Raw genomic sequence first — 19,398 nt, forward strand, 5'->3', positions numbered from 1 at the left:
TTTAGTGGTTTCTTGTTCAATCTAGTTAATTATTACCTGTAAAAGTAGGCATATTTACGTTTTCTCCGCTATTAATATCTTCTTTAAACAATACTTTCTTAATTGTCATAAAAATAATCTTAAGATCAAGTTTAAAGGTTAAATGTTCTGAATACCAAACATCTAGTTTAAACTTCTCTTCCCAAGAAATAGTATTTCGCCCATTAACCTGAGCCCAGCCAGTTATTCCGGGTCTTACATTGTGTCGCTTTTTTTGGAAATCACTATACAAGGGTAAATATTTTACTAAAAGTGGCCTTGGACCAATTAAGCTCATGTCTCCTTTTATTACATTGAAAAGTTGTGGAATCTCATCTAACGAATATTTTCTTATAAACTTCCCGGTTTTCGTAATTCTCTTTTCAAAAGGTAACAACACTCCATTCTCATCTTTTTTATCATTCATACTTTTGAACTTGATAATTTTAAACACTTTTTCATTCCTGCCAGGCCTTGGTTGAAAAAAGAATGGTTTACCATTGTTAGCTATCGCCAATAATACAATAAGCACGACTATAATTGGCATTAACATAAGAACGCCAATAAAACAAAGTGTAAAGTCCAAAAAACGTTTTATAAATGAATGATACATAAAATCTACGCTTGTAATTCTGATTCTATACTATTAATTAAATCTCCAACATTATTCATGTTCATTAAGTCCATTAATTTAAACTTAATACTAAAAGTTTTCTCCACCTCTGTAATAATCATCATATGGGTTATGGATTCCCATCCGTCTACATCATTAGCAGTTGTCTCATCAGAAAGCTGGAAATTTTCATGCTCTAATACAGAAATGAATGCTGTTCTTACTTTAGATAAAATATCTTCTCTACTCATTTAATTCGTTATTTTTAGTTGTTTAGTTTATGTCGAAATGTTTTTTCAATTCTTTTCTATCAATTTTTCCATTGATACTATGAGGAAATTCTTTTATGAATCTCACATGCATAGGGATCATATAACTTGGCATCACAGTCTTCATATAATCAAAGATATATTCTGTTTCAAACTCCTCGGATTCGATTGCTAATCCCAATTCCGCATTTCCTAAATTATTAGTGATATCAAGAGCTACCATATTTACTTTTTTGTCTGATCTGGATTTTGCGTGGAACTCTATTTCTGCGAGTTCTACTCTATAGCCTCTAATTTTTACTTGAAAATCTGCTCTACCAACGTATAAAAAATCTCCTTCTTCATCTTTTAAACAAAGATCACCCGTTTTATAGTACCTAATAGGTGAGCCATTTTCTTCTCTTATGAAAAAACTTTGAGCATTTCGTTCTTCATTTTTCCAATACCCTGGAGTTATTTGCGGTCCACCTAAACATAATTCTCCTGTTTCGCCGATACCAACTTCTTCATTATTTTCATTTACTATAAGATATAACGTATCTTTTTGTGGAGTACCAATTGCTATGATACCGTTATGTGACTTGGTATCTGTTTCCTTATGATATGGATAAAAACCGCTATATACTGTAAACTCTGTAGGGCCATAATAATTGAATATTTTACAATTTGGTAAACAATCACTCCACTCCTTTGCTATTTCGCTATGAAGAGCACCACCACCAAAGCTACAATATCTCACATCAGGTGCATTTATTTCTGAAAAATAAGGACGTAAATAATTGATAATGGACGGCACAATAGTAAGTACAGTAAGTTTTTCTTCATTTATCAACTTAAAAATATAAAAGTACTTAATCGCTCCTTTTGGAATAGTATACATACAAGATCCTGACAATAAAGGAAACAAATAAGCAACTACTGAAAAATCAAAAGTTAGCTCAAACATTTGTAAACATCGATCAGATGGTTCCAAATTAAATGTCGGCTCTGCATCAATGGCTCCTACCAACGCCTGAATATTATCAAATGTGATAGGTACTCCTTTTGGCAAACCAGTAGTACCAGAAGTAAACAAAATATAAGCCAATTGATCTCCTGAAAATTCTTTAGGAACCAAATTAATCTCAGCATTTGTTAATTCTTTAGAAGCAATTACATTGTGATTATCATATATTGAACTTTCCGAAGAATCAATCACATACCTAGTTTCTGTTAGTTCAAAAACTTTTGCATTTCGTTCGAATGGAACTTCTGGATTTACAGGAACGTATGCCTTTCCTTCTAACCATAAAGCAACAATACTCGCATAGGTCTGAAGATCATCATTGGTCACTAAACCTATTAGCTTTTCTGAATCTTCTATCGTATTAACTACAGCAGATCTAATCTTGGATATTTCTATGGCAAACTGTCCATAAGTATAAAATGTTCCATTAATACATAATACATTATGATCTGAATATTTTTCTATTGATTCCTGTAATTTTTTTACGAATTCCATTTGTGGTTGATTATGCAATTGGTTTAATAAAAATGTCCATCACGGTTTAACATAACAAAATTCTCAGAATCTATCTCAGTATCATTATGTGCCAAGCCTTTTTTGGTAACTTTATGTGTAAAAATTGTTCTATATCTTTTAGTTATGTTATCAGACAATTTTGTATCATCAGTAAATATGAACGTTTTTCGATGCTTTATGAAATTTTCCATTAATGCATCCACGCACACATTATAATTTTCGTCATCGGCTACCAAAAAATATTTAACATTAAACTCATTATAATTTATAACATAAGATAAAAAACCAATGATTGTATCTTCTTTTACTATTTTTAGATTATGAAGATAAATATTATTACTAATACCTGTCTGTAGTGATGTATAAGGATGTTTATTTGGTACTGGAGTTTGAAGGTATTGGCTCGCATCAATTTGCCAATTCACATACTCCTTTGTTTTATAAATCAAATCACTATCACAAAGAGGCTTAACAAAATCCCATGTCTCATCATCTATTTGATTTACAAACTCATAAGAAAGTGTTTTTACCATATTTTTTAACTTAGATCTATTTATAGACCGTACAATTAAACCAACAAAACTATCTATTGGATCGAGAATGAATTTGAATGATTTTAAAAACTTAAACCTTCCGATTAACATAGAAGCATCCAAGCTAAAAAAAATGGTATGTCTCAATCTTTCGGCTATTACTCTAAAGGGTTGCTTTTCATAAAAGGTATTTACGTTCTCGGCATACGACTTAATCAATATCTTTTTTCCTGTAAGATTAACCGCTTCATTATAAATGTATGTTCCTAAAACAGTGTCTTTATAGGTTTTATGTACCCACCAAGATATCATCCAATAAACCTTTCTTGGTTTACTATCCTTCGTATTTAATACATCAGGAAACATAAATATAAACGAGATCATTTTGTCTCCTTCATGACCTAGTACTCCACAATAATCTTCTTCATCAATCCTATCATTGCCCACTAACCATAACGCTTTACTCTTTGGTAATGGTGCGAGATCATTTTTCCAATAGGTATTTTTATCAATAGCTTCCCTTAACATCTTTTTTGTTAAGCCTATTACTTGTAAATCTTTACTCATGCGCTTCTGACTACAATAAAACTAATTAGTTAGTACCGTTAAACCATTCTGATGTTAACTCTTGTGACAAGTTTACATCCTCTTTTTTCAAAACTTTTTTTAATGTAAGACCTAGTATTTTAAGATCTATTAGAAAACTACAATTCTCTACATACCAAACATCATATTCGAATTTCTTCTTCCAGGTAATCGAGTTCCTACCATTTACTTGTGCCCAACCCGTGATTCCAGGTCTTACATTATGCCGCTTTTTTTGCGTTTCATTATATACAGGCAAATATTCTATAATCAATGGTCTTGGACCTATCAAAGACATATCGCCTTTCAATACATTTATCAATTGAGGAATTTCATCTAATGAAGTTTTTCTTACGAATGTTCCAACTGGTGTCATTCTATCCTTATCGGGCAATAAATTGCCCTGCTCATCTTTCAGATCATTCATTGTCTTAAACTTGATAATACTAAAAATTTTCTCAGATTTACCAGGTCTTCTCTGGACAAAAAATGGTTTTCCATTATTAGCAATAGCAAGAAAAGCAATTAATAAAAGAAATATAGGCGCAATGATGATAAGCAATATCAATGCTGTACTAAAATCCAGAACTCTTTTTAAAAAATATTTATACACCTTATTATTCCAGTTTAAAAATGAATATACTCAAAATCATGGAATACATTCCATGGGATATTCTTACACTTAAAAAACGGGGGAAATACACTAGTACAATGATTTTTATCTGTCAAGGGGAATGCAGTCATCATCATATCTATAATTCTATGATTAGAATCGGTGGCAAATATACAATCTATATTTTATTTTTTTAACTTAATTTAACTAGTTTTTAATAAAAACTTAAAATGTTCCTATGCAGCTCATAAAGGAATTTTAGAGATTCATTTCATTAACCATTACTCTGCGTTTTCCTGATGCAAGTAATGGAATTTCATCAACATATTCAATCGAAATAGAAGCATCTTCTCCTAAGTAAGTTTTAAACTCATTAATAAATTCTTGTTCTCTTAGAAATTCTTGCTCGGAATTTAATTTGAAATGATACGTTCCTGAGGCTTTTTGAATTAATTGACATTGTTTTAATTCAGGATAATTATTTACCAACAAAACTAAATTTACAGTTATAATTTCATCTTTCGTATTATAAATCACATCAATTTTTCTTCCACTCACTTCTCTAAAAAAGGGTTTTCCATCAATTACATCTTTAATTCCTATATCACCAGTATCATACCTTAACATTGGAACATAGTAATTAAACAAATCGGTTATTACAATTCTACCCGGTTTTCCATTTTCGACTCTTTTATCAGATTTTAAATCTAAAATCTCTACAACATAACTAGCCTCATTAATTTCGAATTTTTTAACATTTCCTAAGGGTTGCTGAGCAAGAATTCCATTTTCTACATTAGAGTATCTAGAAACTACTTCTGTTCCAAAATATTTATAAATGCTTTGTTTTGTATAGTCATCTAGTCTTTCAGACATAGCAATTACAGATTTTAAATTACTAGATATTGGAGAAGAGTTCTTACTATCTAGATGCTTACATATTTCTTTATAAGCAGAGGCATATCCCAACCAGCTATTAGACGAACTACTTTTAGATAAAGTATCGATAACTCTATCAATAAGCGACTTATCTTTTAAATCAAATACATCTATAGGCACTATATTCTGAAGAAATCTATTTAAAACTCCTTTTTTTTCAAATGCATTCCAAAGCCTAAAATAGGTAAGTTTGAATCCTATATTGAAACCAGCTTTTTCTGAAAAATAAATAGTATCCGCAATATTTCTTAATCTCTTATTCTTGTTTTGGTATATCGTAAAAGGTGTACCTGTAGAACCACTAGTACTTAAGGTAAATTTAGGAAGACCAACAAATTTTTTAGATTGAAAACTCTCAAAGTTATCTTTAATAATATTCTTATTTATAACTGGAAAATCTTCAATCGAGGCATAACCTTTATATTTCTTATAGTAATCCGTTGATTGGACAGCGTGATCTAAAATATTTTGAATATTTTTTTCTTTACAATTAATTGCTTCTTGAGAAGTAGGATTTTCAATTAAAAATTTGATCTCATTATAATGCTTTTTTTTATCCCCTCCTTTTAGAGCATCTACAATCCAAAATGCTTTATTTCTCAATAACTCGAATATTTTCATCGTCTATTTTTTATGCTTCCTTCATAATTTCTTTATACAACGGATGCTTTAAAAGTCCTCCATATGTAACATCTGGTCCTAAAAGATTGGTATTATCATTCCCTTCTATTATAACCGGACCATTTTCGGTAATTGCAATATCCCAACCAATAATTCTATCTGGAATATATGTCACACACTTTTCTATAAGCTCACAAGCCTCCTTAAAGTATGGTATTTTATAACCTTCGAATATGATACCTGTATCGGGATGACGATCTAATTGGCTACCACCATATTTCATAAATTGGTAACTTTTACTTTTTAGCACTCCATTTTTTTCATCAACACCGACATAAAAACCACCGGAACTCATATTATCCACAACATTGCCTCCTCTTCCAAATCGCATGTAAGCTACTAAAATATGAATCTTGTTATTTTTATCCATATAAGTATCAAATCGTATGGTATTCACACTGTGTTTATATATTTTATTGATTGCATCGTGCTGCACAATAACATCTTGATGTATACAATCGTTGGCTAGTATATAAGTGCCATATTTACTAATTTCTTCTTCTAAATTTTGCTCTGTAATAAGATATGCACCGGTCCCTCCCATTTCGGTAATGGCTTTTACAAAAATTCTTGTTTTTCCCGTCTTATTAAAAAGATCTTTATAATATGTAAGAAGTTTCTGTTTACTATCAATCATTTGAAAAACTGAATTGCAAAAGAACCTATTACCTAAATTATAACTAATTAAAGAAGGAACTGGCATATTATGCTTTTCCATGTAAAATGCAAAAGCAAGTTTATTTCTTAGTAGTGAAGCATACTGAAAATGATGTAAATTTTTGGAAAGTGTTATTTTATCTACTTCCTTACTACTTAAGTAATCTTTATAATTTTTAATATCCTTTCGATATAAGAATTTTCCGAAGTAGAAATATGGGAACTCTTTTTTTACAATCCAAAAAGAGATAGCTTCTTTTATGATTTGAAAAAAACCTTTTCTATTATTATCCTTTAGAATAACTGAAACTCTTTTTTTTAACAAAGAAAGTTTTCGTTTCATAATTGAATATCTATAACTTTTTACTTTAGTCTAATCCGAATTTTTAAAAAATAAAAGCATACCAAAAAACTGATTCCTTTTATTTAAAAACACTTGGATTCTATAATTTAACTTCATTAACAATTGCCCTTTGTTTCCCGGAAGCTAATAGAGGAATTTCATCAACATATTCCAATTTAATAATAGCATCATGACCAAAATATCCCCGAAATTCTTCAATAAACTCTTTTTCCTCGCCAAAAGTATGATTTTCAATCTTTAGTTTAAAGAGATATTCATTCTTTGTTTTCTGAATAATTTGTCTTTGCCTAATTTCTTTATATTTATTGATCACTAGCAGTATACTTGTAGATAATATTTCTCCAGATGTACTGCGTATACTATCCATTTTTCTACCTTCTACTCTACTAAAAACATATCTAGTTTTTCCGTTTTCTTTAATTTCATCCATAATTCCTAAATCCCCTGTATCATATCGAATCATAGGTGTATGGTAGTTGAATAAATCAGTAATAACAATCCTTCCTAATTCTCCATATCCCACTCTATTATTACTTGTGAAATCTAAAATTTCTACATAATAACTCGCCCAATTTATTTCGAAATACTCTTCACCAATTGGTTGTTGGGCTATCATTCCGTTTTCTGCATTAGAATATCTTGAAATCATATCTACACCAAAATACTTTTTCATAGATAATTTTGTGGATGGATCTAAACGTTCCGACATGCCTATTACAGATCTAAGATTACAATTGATAGGCTCAGCCTTTATTGAGTCCAGATAATTACAAATTTTATCAAATGATGAAGCGTATCCTAACATTGCCTTATTAGACGTGTCATTCTTTAAAATCTCAATCAAATTTTTAATTGTGTTATCTGATAAATCAAATACATTTATTGGAATAATATTTTGGAGAAAAGATGCTAGCTTATTCTTCTTTTTGAACATATCCCAAAATCTTAAATAAAAGAGTTTATGTCCCAATTGATATCCAGCTAACTCAGAAAAATAAATAATATCTGCGGTATTTCTTTTTCTCTTATTGTAATCCTGAAGCATTGTAAAAGAAGTGCCGGTAGATCCACTAGTGGATACACTAAAATGTTTTTTATGTTTATAGGTCCCTGACAAAAATTCTTGGTAAGAATTTTTAACTATCTCTTTATTTATGATAGGAAAATTATGAAAGTCGGAGGATTCGTAACTTTTATAAAAACTTGTTGTGCCAGATGCATGTACAAGTAATTGCCGAAGGTAATGCTCTTGTTTAGATATTGATTTCTTATTATGAGGACGTTCTATAATGTCCTCAATATCTTTATAATGCTTTCTAATATCACGTCCTGTGCAAAAATCAATTAACCAAAAAGAAATATTTCTTAATTTTTCTCCAAGTCTCATATCTATCATCTAAATAAAACGAAGAGAATAAACGAATCTAAATTATTAATTCTCAATTCTATATTAAATTAATAAGATTTATAATTCACTATACTCTTTCTTTAGTGCATCCCAAACCTTTTGTCTGTCATAATTTTCGCATATTATGGTTCTTGCACTCATTGATAATTGATTAGAATAGTCTTTATTCATCATAAACTTCTTCATGCTCGTATATAGTGCTTCTGGATTTTTTACAGGAATAATAGTACCATTAACATTTTCAGAAACAATTTCATTGCATCCATTAATATCCGTAACAATACTAGGCAAGCCCATCGCCCCTGCCTGCATTACCACATTAGGAAAACCTTCTCTATAACTTGGGAAAACTAAAACATCTGAAATTGCGAAATATGGTCGTACATCGTTTTGCCAACCAGCAAAAATGATGTTAGGATTTGTATTTATTTCACTTTCTGTTTTAGGTAGTAATGGATCAAGATCTTTTTCGAATACACCTACCAAAATAAGTTTACAATTTTCATTCTCTAAACTTAATTTACCAAAAGCAGATATTAATTCGTTAATTCCTTTATCCTTAACCAACCTACCTACATAAACAAAAACAAATTCGTTCTTATCGATTTTTAATTTTTCTTTTAACTTCAGATTGTCTGCTTCTGAATACAAGTTAGGATCGAAACGAGCAGTATTTATTCCGTTAGAACTTCCATTAGCAATTACCTTTAGTTTTGCCGGAATGGTATATCCATGTTCAATAATAATATCTTTAAGACCGAAAGAATTAGGATAAATCATCGTAGCACATCTATAAGTAAGCTTTTCCACAATATCCAATAATTTTCTCTTTCCACCAGTAGCTTCTAAAAGAGGTAATCCTGCTATTGTATGTAATCTATTTGGAACTCTAGCTAATTTTGCCGCAATCATGGACAAAGTTCCAGCTTTTGGAGTATGACTATGAACAATAAATGGTTTTTCCTTTCTGAAAATCTTATATAATTGAACTACCGCTTTTAAATCCTGAATCGGTGTTATTTTACGAGTCATCTCTACAGGAATTACTTTGATTCCTTCTTCTCTTGAAACTCTATCTAACCGATCTCCCCCTTTACCAGATATACCTACAACATCATAATATTGCGACATAAACTTAAGTTGTCCTTGAAGTAAACCTCCGAGTGACATAGGTACAGTAGTAACACGAATAATCTTAGTTTTCTTTCCCACTTGTATAAATAAAAATATCTGTTTTCATTGCAAATATATAGATATAAGATTCTTATAAAATTTTTATTCTAATTCTTTTTTTAACACATGTTTATTCAATATATTGGTTCTAAATATAATACTCTAATCATAATTGAAAGATTATAATCACAATTAAAAGAAAGGAAAAACTTACAAAAAAAAACAGTTTACTTAATTATCGTAGGGAATATACCCTGATTTAAACAACTCACACACCCTATCACTTATTTTATGTCATATTATATCAAATACAAAGTTCTTTTGGATGAAACTTCATTTTATTTTACGGTAAAACCTCAAAGCATTAAGTGTTTAAATATCAATTAATTATGTTTTGTAAATTTTAACATTTTTTTTCGACGTAATACACAATAACGTCGATAAACATCCGTTATCCAAACATTAAAATGAAACTAAAAATCAACCCCCCATCCAAATGAAAAAGTTACCTTATTACCTATTATTTGTAATAGCCTTCTCCTACATTTCTTGTAGTAATGAAGGTTTTGAAGAAATTGTTGCTGATGTTGAAGAAGAAGTTGAAGAAGAGGAAGACACTAATGAAGAAGAGGAAGAAGATACTGACATAACTTCAGATAATCCTTGTGATTTTGATCTTTCTGGTATCGCTGCAAATTCTACCATTATTATTGATTGTTTATTAGACCTTGAAGGCGCAACTGTTAATTTACCTGCAAATGTCAATTTTGATTTTGAAGGTGGAGATATATTTAATGGTACACTTGTTTTCTCTGGTGGATATATTGACGGAAGACTTTTAAATTCTGATTTAACGACAGAAGGTGATGTAGTGCTTAAAGATCCTACTTTTATCTTCACTCCATCCAGATGGAAAAATATTATAGAAGGACAAACAACATCGGACATTGCTTTAGAAAACAATGCTAATTTGGAAAATCTGTTCTATTTAACTAAAGAAATGGAGGCAACCACTTTTAAAATTGATCAATTCGACGCTTATTTTGAGGTTACTAAAATTACCCCTCCTGCCGTACAAACTTTTAGAGCAAGTAAAGAAGCTGTTAATATTCCATCGAATTTCACCTTGTTAATGACAGATAATACACACCTTCGAACTTTTCCTGCAGAAGCAGGAATAGAAAACGGAGCGATACTTGCTTTTAATGATGTAGATAACTCTACTGTTCGTGGTGGATGGTTACACGGAGATAGAGAGGAACGTAGTTATTCTGCTGCTGATAATGGATTAGAAGGAAGTCATCTTATACACGTGCAATCTGGAAGAAACGTTACTATTGATAGTGTTAATTTTATAGAAGGTTCTAAAGGAGGACTTACTGTATATTCCAAAGGGTTTTCTACGAATCCTGCTAACTACTACCCGACTAAAGGTGTAACTATTAAAAATTGTCTTTTTAAAGATATTAGACGAATGGGGATTTCACTTACTGATGGTAGCGATATAATAGTTGAAGGGAATACTTTTATAAATAATGGACAACCTATGCCAAACTCTGACGGAGGAGAAGTTGGTTACGCTATTAATGTAGAACCAGCAAGAAGAAGAGATGATAATGGAGTGCTATTAGAATTACAAAAAGCATTTGATATTACTATTAGAAATAATACAGAAACTAATAGTAGAGCCGGATTTGTAACGGTAACTATCGGACAAGACATTACAGTAGAAGATAATGACATAGGAACCAGAGTAGTATATTCGCTTACTAATGGAACCAAAATATTGAATAATAGGTTTAATGCTGCTGGAAGTGCAACCGAGAGTTGGGCTATTTTTGCTGCAGGAACAGGCGAAACTGTATTTAATAATGAAATTGCTGGTAATGAAATTGCTGGATATACTACAGGTATTGTGGTTAGTTCTAATGAAGCTTATGTTCATGATAATATTATTAGTGATGTTGCTGTAGGCTTACAGATGAGTAAACCAAATGATGCAAGAGTTATTGATAATGATATAGTAGCATCTGAAAAAGGTATAGCTGCTACTAATACTTTTATTAATAATGGAGAAATTAGAGGAAACGATATTACTACAACTAATGGAAATGGATTTCATATTTTCTTCTCTACTTTAAATAATACTGATGAAACTAGGAATTACAATGTAATTCTTGAAGAAAATAAGTTTTTTAATTCTAATAAGGTCACTTTTGCTAACGCCAACGGTGTAACTTTTAGAAATAATGATGTTACTGGAGGTATCGAATTAGGAAATGCTACAAATGTTACTATTACGTCTAATACAAAAATAGATCCTTCTGATAGTGATGGAATTCGTATTTATGGAACCCACACTGATGTATCTATTTCTAATAATAACATATTAGAACCTTCTGGGGCGGAAAGATATAACTGTATAAATAATAATTCGGATACTCCAAATGGCGTTAATCTTAGCGGCAACACATGTACGACTAGATAAGGTAAAAAGTGTAATAGGTATCTTATAAAATCAATAAAGCCAGAATGTAATTGCATTCTGGCTTTATCTTTTACAATTCTATCGTAAAGTTTCTTTTGACAGCATCAAACTTGCCATTCGGTCCCAAAGGAATATCTTTTACTACCTGTATCTGATATCTGATATTTTGACCTAATCGATCCTTTAAATTATGCACTAGCTTCTCTTGCATTTTAGCATCAAACTGGTGATCTGCAATTAGATTAACCAGAATCTCATCAGGATTTTCTTGAATAATTTGGCTTTTCACAATACCTTCCAAACCTTTATAAGCGGTATCCATTCTACCAACATATCCCTTTTCTTTTGTCCAAAGAATATCATCTTCCCTACCTGTAAGTTTTTCTATGATTGGCATGGCGCAACCACAATCACACGTTTTACCTTCTTCAGAAAGCAATACCGTATCTTCAATATTATATCTGATAAGAGGTGTTTTTAGATTAGTAAAACTAGTGACTACTAATTGCGCAACATCTCCTTCTTTTGCTTTTTCTCCTTTTATATTTATAAATTCAAAAATACCAGAATCCGTATTTAAGTGTAAATTTCCTTCGGTGCATTCTGTAATAAAGGGGCTTCCTTCACTAGAAGCATATTGATTATATACATGACAATTAAAAGCTTTCTCTATTTCTAATCTTTGATAATCATATAAAGTCTCTGCTGTAACTGCAATAGCCTTTGGAGTAAAACTTAATGTCAGATTATTTTGATTAATAAACCTACTTATAATATAAATTGCTGAAGGATATCCGTCCAATAATATTGGTTTAAAACGATTCAATTTTTTTACATAATGAAATAAATTATCATTTGTTAAATGATACGTAGACATTAATAGTTGATTCTCGAAATAATTATAAACCCAGAAAGGAGGTTTTTTCGCATCTGGTTTAACTATCAACCTTCCAGAAAATCGAACTTGTTTAACTCTCTTGGTTTCTAAACCAATAGCTTTATGAAACCTTCTCCAAAGAGCAAAAGACCTATTTATTGATTCTTTATCTAAATAGTTAATAGTAGGAGCGCCAGATGTACCACTGGTATATCCTATCCCGTCAGTATTTCGACTTTTATTTACTAATACATCTGGATTTGATTTTCTTTCTGATTTAGTCAGGATTGGCATTTTCTGAAGTACATCATAAGGATTTTCTTCAATATCCTTTAATTTTACACCAAGTTCCTTCATTATTTTAGCATACCAATCAGAGTGCTCTAATGCTTCTGATAACAGAAGTATCAATCTACTTTTTTGATAAGCTTTTATATGATCACTATCTGCATTCCATAAATCAATGTATTCTTTTAAAAAAGCATCAAACTCTTTAGTATATCGTTGTTTAGAATTCTGAAATGCTTTTACATTAAGCAATATAAACTTAAAAGGATAAGGCAAACTATTATATATTTTCTCCTGCATTTTTCCCATAACTACACCTTTATTTGTTCCATATAAAATTTCTGAATTTTTTGAGTATTCGAAACAATATCATACTCCCCTTTGATTATCTTTTCTGTATTATCATTTTTTATGGCAGCATCTATTTCTAATATTTTATTAGCCCAAAGTTCGGCGGGCTTGTCAATCGAAAGAAACTCTATATCATCAGTTAAGCTGACTTCAGTTGTAATACTATCAGATGCCAGCACTTTAATACCAGCTGCTTGTGCTTCGATTAATGTTACAGGAAGACCTTCATAAAAAGAAGGAAAAACAAAGATATCAAACATTTGAAATAATTCTGGTACATCCGCTCTTACTCCTAAAAAATGTACGTTGCTATCGATGGATAAACTTTTGGCTTCTTTTTCCATCACTTTCTTTAACGGCCCATCACCTATCAAAACTAAATCACTAGCTGGTTTTTCTTTTACTAAAGCAGCAAAAATTTGTAATAAGAATGCATGATTTTTTTGACTTGCAAAACGCCCTACATGACCAATCACCAATCTATTTTGCAAATTAAACTCTTGTTTGTACTCCTTAGCAACTGATGCATTGTATGCGAACTTTTCTGTATCAATTGCATTATTCATGGTTGTAAAAGATTCTTTGCTTCCAAATAACCATTTCCCTGCTTTATCTCCGCAAGAAAATAAATGAGTCGCGTCTCTTTTAACCTTCTTTTTTAACTGTAGTTTGATTAGTTTTTTGAATGTTTCTTTTATACTTTCTTTTTGAGAAAACAGGGATAAAATACTAACATCATCTATTGCAATATGCGCGTGCGCTATTCTACAAGGAATATTAAATTCTTTAGCAATTTTAAGAGGAAAACAACTAAATGTATTCAGATGAGAATGTACAACGGAATATTTAGAGTTATTTTTAAAGAAAACTCTTAATTTATTATAATAATCACCTGGAAAAAGTGGGTTGATAGGGTCAAATCGATATATCTTTCCTCCTAAGCTTTCTATTTCATCATCAAAAGCGGCTTTTTCTTTTCTGTGTACTAAAAAATCAAACTGTACTTTCTCTCTATCAATCTTTCTATAATAATTCATAATCATAGATTCGGCTCCTCCCCGATTCATGATTGTAAAAACTTGTAGAACACGTATTGCTGTCATTAAAATTCTCCTTTAGTTTTATATCGTATATACAAGTTTAGAAGTACTCCAAATGGTATTGCCAAAAAAGTAGTCAGTTTCTTAGGCGATTCACTTATGAAAGATCCATTTTTAGTAAACATAGCACTAGACACATAATGTATTGCATTCTTAAATTGATCCTTAAAGTTTTTAGCAAGCTTCATTCTACTTTTTCTAGAAAATGCAAAACCTTTAGGGTGCCTCCTATATTGTTTCAAAATATTCATACTTGATCCATCCTCCATATATTCTACTTCGCATAACACCTCGTTTATCGGTAGTAATTTATAATCCTGATCAATTAACTGATACAAATACCCTAACGGAACAAAACGTTCTCCTTCAAAAATAGGATACGGAGGGTACTTTTTCACCACCTCTGTCCTATACACTAATTTTTTATCTCCTAATACCTTATGAACATTATACAAATCATATAATGTAGTTTCTTTTATATGTTCCGGAATTGTAGTTCCTATAATTTTCCCTTCAGGATCTGCATCTAATCCTACCAATCCGGCAAACTCTGGTTTATCTTTTATTTTTTCCCAAGCAACAAGAATTTTCTCTATAGCCTCTTCTCCAATACAATCATCACTATCGATACAAACGTTAAGCGCAGTCTCTGTTAGTCTATACGCTGCATTATGTCCCCCATGCATTCCTTGGTTCTCCTGATAATGGTATTGTATATCTATTTTACCATCTTTAATCCAAGAACCAACGAGGGCTTCTGTATCGTCCGAAGAACCATCATCGATAATTAACCAAAGAAAATCTTGATTGGATTGCTTTATCAGACTTTCATAACACTTATGTAAGCAATAAGCTCTATTATAAGTCGGTGTAAATACGGTTATAGTTTTCATTAGTTGATATATTGTTAGTGATTATCATTTGTATAAATAATACATCATATATGTAAATGAAAAGTAAATCAAAACTACTTTTCCAATCATAAAATGTTGATTTTTGAACATACGTTGTTTAAGAAATGGATATATTATTATCAATCCCATCATAAACCATGACAGATAAGCGAATCGATTAGAATAATTAGCCTTAATTACTAAGATCCAAAATCCATTACAAATTAGATAGGTATTTAAAAGTTGATAATAAAACTTGTCTTCAAATTTCTTTTTATAAATAAAGTACCATCCAGCGAATACGGCAAAAGCACTATGAAAAAGAAAATCCCAACGAAATCCGGTGCTAGCAAAAGCAGATGCATCAACTTCTGCATTTAAATAACCTGAAAGCCTATCGTCAGCAAATCCTAAACTACTAAAAATAGAAATCCAAAGCCCACCCATAATTAATGATAATGGAATACAAAGAAGCCATCCTTTCAGATAAGTCTTTGGGTTATTATAAAAGTAGGTTAATACGTAAGCAATTATTGGTAAAAACATTGTTTTATGGAATGATGTTGCTAGTAAAAAAAACAACGCCATAATCACTTTTTTTCTATGAAAACTCAATCCCAGTAAGAAAAGAGAAGTCGCCGCACCATTTCTAATACCATTAACTCCATACGTATAAAAAGAAAAAGAAACAGCAAACATTAAAAAAGCATAATACCAATATTCTTTAAACAATGTTCTAGAAATTTTTGCTAACGGAACTATGTAGATAGCAGCACAAACTGTAAAAAACACAGGAGCTGATACTATATATGATAGACTTTTCATGTATATATGAAAAAAAACATCTTTCGAACCTAGTATTGCTCCTCCGCTCTGATACCATTCAAAATACTTAGTGTAAGTCCTCATATCACCAAAATATTTACCACTAACTGGTCTTAATCCTAAATAAAGAATTAAAAAAGTTACTAATACAATCCCAGCAAAATTTATAAACACAATATTCTTTGAGTCATGAATCTCCAAAACCATCGTATGCAACAATGTAAACAATACTAATATTAAAAATATATTAATATAGAATGGAAAATAATACTCTAAGGGTACTAAAGTGTTCATTTTGATAAACTGAATTTAAATATTATGTATCTGTAATTTAGTTGCACCTAATATTTTGATTATGTTACTTTTTGGTAGTTTCATACTATAAATTAATTAAATCTTTTTACCATCTTGTTTAATAATACGAGCAGGATTTCCGACTACTACACAATTATCCGGAATGTCTTTTACAACAACAGATCCGGCACCGATCGAACAATTATTACCTATTTTGATATCGCCAATAATAATTGCTCCCGTATAAATTGATACGTTATCCCCAATTGTTGGTCGCTTTCCATTTACCTCTCCGACAGTAACCAAATGATTTACATATAAATTTTCACCGATAGAATCTGCATTTAGAATGGTACTATATGGATGTCCTGTTAACACTCCTCCACCAAGCTTTGTGCTAATATCAATTCTAAAATACTTTTCTTTTTTACAGTATATGTTTAACAAACTAGATACTATACCTCTATTTCTAAAATAGAATAATGTTCTAAAATCTGGAGAATTAGCTATGAAATTTAAAAGTAATGATACCTTACCTCCTTTTATTCCTTTAGCCAACGCCCACCTTTCTATATCCTTATCAACAACATCTTTGTTTTTACTCATTTGATATACAATCACGTGAGGTAGTAAAAAGATCTTATAAATATTTAAAATTAATGATCTCATGCTTATTTTATTAAATCATTAAACATTTTCTGCCAGAGATTCATTACTGCATCCAATTGATACTTTTCAGCATTTTTTCTAGCATTTACGCCCATTTTCTGCATCACTTCTCTATTATCCATTAATTCATTAAGTTGATAAACAAATGAACTATTATCGTGCAACTCCACCAAAACCCCAGTTTCCTTATCTATTATATTTCTAGGTCCATATGGACAATCAAAAGATACTATCGGCAAACCGCAGGCTTGCGCTTCTAATAATACTAGAGGAAAACACTCGTTATGAGATGTCATTACAAAAATAGAAGATTGTAACATTTCCTCTTTAATCTTATTAGTAGATCCCATTAACTTTATAGTATCCTGAATACATGCTTCTTCTATTTTATCCTGAAGCATATTAACATACCTCTCTTCTCCACTACCAAAGATAAAAAGTTGCCAATCTTTTCTAATTTTGGCTATTTCTTTCCATATATCGATAAGAATATCATACCCCTTTACGGCAGCAATTCTTCCAGCAGTTATAACTTTGTTGCTAGATAGCTCTGCTTTTTTATCTGGATAAAAAGTTAATGGATTCGGAATAACAACCGTATTATTACTCTTATAATAATTAGATTCATCTTTATTTAGAATAACCAGTGTATCATATTTTGATTCCACATAATCCGCAAACTTGAAAAAGTATTTTTTAAACAAGCTAGGGTTTTGTCGTTTGTCTTTTTCAATAAATTTTGAATAATGAAACTCTTTAACCTTTGGAATACGTTTTACGATAAACGGAACAAAATAGGTGTCCACACTGTGGCTACAAACCACCACTACATCCGGTTTTATATCCTTTAATACTGCTTTAGTTCGTGAAATATGTTTAGGCAGCTTTTTAAGGTTTGTAGGATGAAAATATGACTTTCTTCGATTGTAATTAATACCTAAATCTTTAAATAGTATTCTTTCATCAAATATATAACAGGCCTTTTCATCTTTTTGTTCTGTAGTAATAACATGAACTTCGGTGTTTTCTTGGGCGGCAAAATAATTAGCCTTGATAGAGAGCACTCTTTCTATCCCTCCGTGTAAGTATACCTGATCAATGATAAAGACTATTCTCATTTTAAAGAAGTATTTGTTAAATCCTTAAAAAGAGCGTCCCATTCTTTAGCAATAGTTTCTGGTAAATATTTTTTTACTGCTTCCTTTGCTTTAATTCCCATTGATTTTCTGTTTTCATTATCTTCAATTAGAGAAATTATCCCATCTGCAAAAGCATCTATATTTCCATTATCAATCAAAAGTCCATTTTCTTTATCTGTAATGATATCTGAGGGTCCATATGGACAATCATAAGAAATACAAGGCACACCATACGCCATCGCTTCCGTTAGCACCATGCCAAAACCTTCGAATCTCGATGACATCGTATAGATCGAAGCTTCTTTATATTTTTCTGCTATATTTTTTACTGGCGGATAAAAGTTTATCGTTTTTGAAATATTAAGAGTATCAGCCAATGTAGCTAACCCTTCTTTTTCACTAATAGTACCGTATATATCTAATATCCAACTAGGGTGTTTTTCTACGACTTTTTTCCAACTTTTTAGCAATCTATCATATCCTTTTTGGTAACTATGTTTCCCTACAGCTAAAACTTTTTTGGTTTCTAACGTGCTTTTGGTTTCTGGATAAAATGATAAAGGATTAGGAATTACTTTTAGGTTTTTAAAAGACCACTCATTAAGGTTTCCATTAGTCAATACCACAAAATGATCGTAATACTTACCTCCAAAATTCATCAACCCAAATTTAACACCAGTAGCCATTCTTTTGGATAATGATCTTTTCCCTTTTTTGATTTCTACACTTCTAGAAACGTGCCTTTCATATATCATAGGACAAAGTTTTCCTAAGATCAACGGCACAAAAAAACCTTTTAGTCCATCATCACATACCGCAATAACATCAGGTTTAATATTTTTTACTATAGCACGAATCTTTTTTGAATATTGTAAAAAATAAGAAACAAAATTACCTCCAACAGAAATATTATGGTACACTATTTTATTACTAAAATCATAAAACGGATGTACTTCCTTCTGATTTAATGTCAGAATATGAATTTCATAGTCTAAATGATCAGCAAGGTAACTAGCCTTAATTGACAGCACCCTTTCTAATCCTCCGGGACCATTGATATTGTTTGTTATGTATAGTAGTTTTATCAATTATAATATTT

General features: G+C 30.7%; 17 protein-coding genes. 1 reads left to right on the plus strand and 16 read right to left on the minus strand.

Annotation, left to right across the window (positions count from 1 at the left end; all coding sequences use genetic code 11):
- Window positions 1-25: 25 nt before the first annotated feature.
- The 9 genes from D1818_RS02850 to D1818_RS02890 form a co-directional block, all read right to left on the minus strand.
- Entirely contained in the window at window positions 26-631 is a 606-nt protein-coding gene (locus D1818_RS02850; RefSeq protein WP_118456214.1) for a sugar transferase, read from the minus strand.
- Window positions 632-636: 5 nt separating this feature from the next.
- Window positions 637-882 (minus strand): acyl carrier protein, encoded by a 246-nt coding sequence (locus tag D1818_RS02855; protein ID WP_118456216.1) that lies wholly within the window; start codon window positions 880-882, stop codon window positions 637-639.
- Window positions 883-904: 22 nt separating this feature from the next.
- Window positions 905-2,401, minus strand: a complete 1,497-nt coding sequence (locus D1818_RS02860) for an AMP-binding protein (protein ID WP_118456218.1) — start codon at window positions 2,399-2,401, stop codon at window positions 905-907.
- A 23-nt stretch (window positions 2,402-2,424) separates the two neighbouring features.
- Window positions 2,425-3,522 carry a hypothetical protein gene (locus D1818_RS02865; protein WP_118456220.1) on the minus strand — a complete coding sequence of 366 codons (1,098 nt, stop codon included), beginning with the start codon at window positions 3,520-3,522 and terminating at the stop codon, window positions 2,425-2,427.
- Between the two features lie 25 nt (window positions 3,523-3,547).
- Entirely contained in the window at window positions 3,548-4,153 is a 606-nt protein-coding gene (locus D1818_RS02870; RefSeq protein WP_118456222.1) for a sugar transferase, read from the minus strand.
- Between the two features lie 258 nt (window positions 4,154-4,411).
- Entirely contained in the window at window positions 4,412-5,713 is a 1,302-nt protein-coding gene (locus D1818_RS02875) for a CoF synthetase (protein WP_118456224.1), read from the minus strand.
- Between the two features lie 10 nt (window positions 5,714-5,723).
- Complete coding sequence (locus D1818_RS02880) at window positions 5,724-6,773, minus strand: sugar-transfer associated ATP-grasp domain-containing protein (protein WP_118456226.1); 1,050 nt, start codon at window positions 6,771-6,773, stop codon at window positions 5,724-5,726.
- A gap of 100 nt (window positions 6,774-6,873) precedes the next feature.
- The gene (locus tag D1818_RS02885; RefSeq protein WP_147406270.1) at window positions 6,874-8,181 is read right to left on the minus strand and encodes a CoF synthetase; all 1,308 of its coding nucleotides are present in this window, start codon (window positions 8,179-8,181) and stop codon (window positions 6,874-6,876) included.
- Window positions 8,182-8,259: 78 nt separating this feature from the next.
- On the minus strand, window positions 8,260-9,414 hold the full coding sequence (locus D1818_RS02890; RefSeq protein ID WP_370449467.1) for a glycosyltransferase family 4 protein: 1,155 nt from the start codon (window positions 9,412-9,414) through the stop codon (window positions 8,260-8,262).
- A gap of 457 nt (window positions 9,415-9,871) precedes the next feature.
- On the opposite strand from D1818_RS02890, the gene D1818_RS02900 reads away from it, so the two are divergent.
- Window positions 9,872-11,863, plus strand: coding sequence for a right-handed parallel beta-helix repeat-containing protein (locus tag D1818_RS02900; RefSeq protein WP_158597056.1), 1,992 nt, complete (start codon window positions 9,872-9,874; stop codon window positions 11,861-11,863).
- Between the two features lie 70 nt (window positions 11,864-11,933).
- Here D1818_RS02900 and D1818_RS02905 read toward each other — a convergent pair whose 3' ends face one another.
- The 7 genes from D1818_RS02905 to D1818_RS02935 form a co-directional block, all read right to left on the minus strand.
- Window positions 11,934-13,337 (minus strand): phenylacetate--CoA ligase family protein, encoded by a 1,404-nt coding sequence (locus D1818_RS02905; protein WP_118456236.1) that lies wholly within the window; start codon window positions 13,335-13,337, stop codon window positions 11,934-11,936.
- Window positions 13,338-13,339: 2 nt separating this feature from the next.
- On the minus strand, window positions 13,340-14,482 hold the full coding sequence (locus D1818_RS02910) for a glycosyltransferase family 1 protein (RefSeq protein WP_118456238.1): 1,143 nt from the start codon (window positions 14,480-14,482) through the stop codon (window positions 13,340-13,342).
- Window positions 14,482-15,372: a glycosyltransferase family 2 protein gene (locus D1818_RS02915; RefSeq protein ID WP_118456240.1), complete on the minus strand. Its 891-nt coding sequence runs from the start codon at window positions 15,370-15,372 to the stop codon at window positions 14,482-14,484. Before D1818_RS02915 ends, D1818_RS02910 begins: the two co-directional genes overlap by 1 nt.
- A 24-nt stretch (window positions 15,373-15,396) precedes the next feature.
- Window positions 15,397-16,491: an EpsG family protein gene (locus D1818_RS02920; protein ID WP_118456242.1), complete on the minus strand. Its 1,095-nt coding sequence runs from the start codon at window positions 16,489-16,491 to the stop codon at window positions 15,397-15,399.
- A gap of 96 nt (window positions 16,492-16,587) precedes the next feature.
- Entirely contained in the window at window positions 16,588-17,160 is a 573-nt protein-coding gene (locus D1818_RS25840) for a serine O-acetyltransferase (protein ID WP_118456244.1), read from the minus strand.
- Between the two features lie 2 nt (window positions 17,161-17,162).
- A complete protein-coding gene (locus tag D1818_RS02930) occupies window positions 17,163-18,278 on the minus strand; it encodes a glycosyltransferase family 4 protein (protein WP_118456246.1) in 1,116 nt (371 codons plus the stop codon).
- Window positions 18,275-19,387, minus strand: a complete 1,113-nt coding sequence (locus D1818_RS02935) for a glycosyltransferase family 4 protein (protein ID WP_118456248.1) — start codon at window positions 19,385-19,387, stop codon at window positions 18,275-18,277. Before D1818_RS02935 ends, D1818_RS02930 begins: the two co-directional genes overlap by 4 nt.
- Between the last annotated feature and the right edge of the window lie 11 nt (window positions 19,388-19,398).

The sequence above is a fragment of the Aquimarina sp. BL5 genome (genome assembly GCF_003443675.1).
In the GTDB taxonomy this organism is placed as follows: domain Bacteria; phylum Bacteroidota; class Bacteroidia; order Flavobacteriales; family Flavobacteriaceae; genus Aquimarina.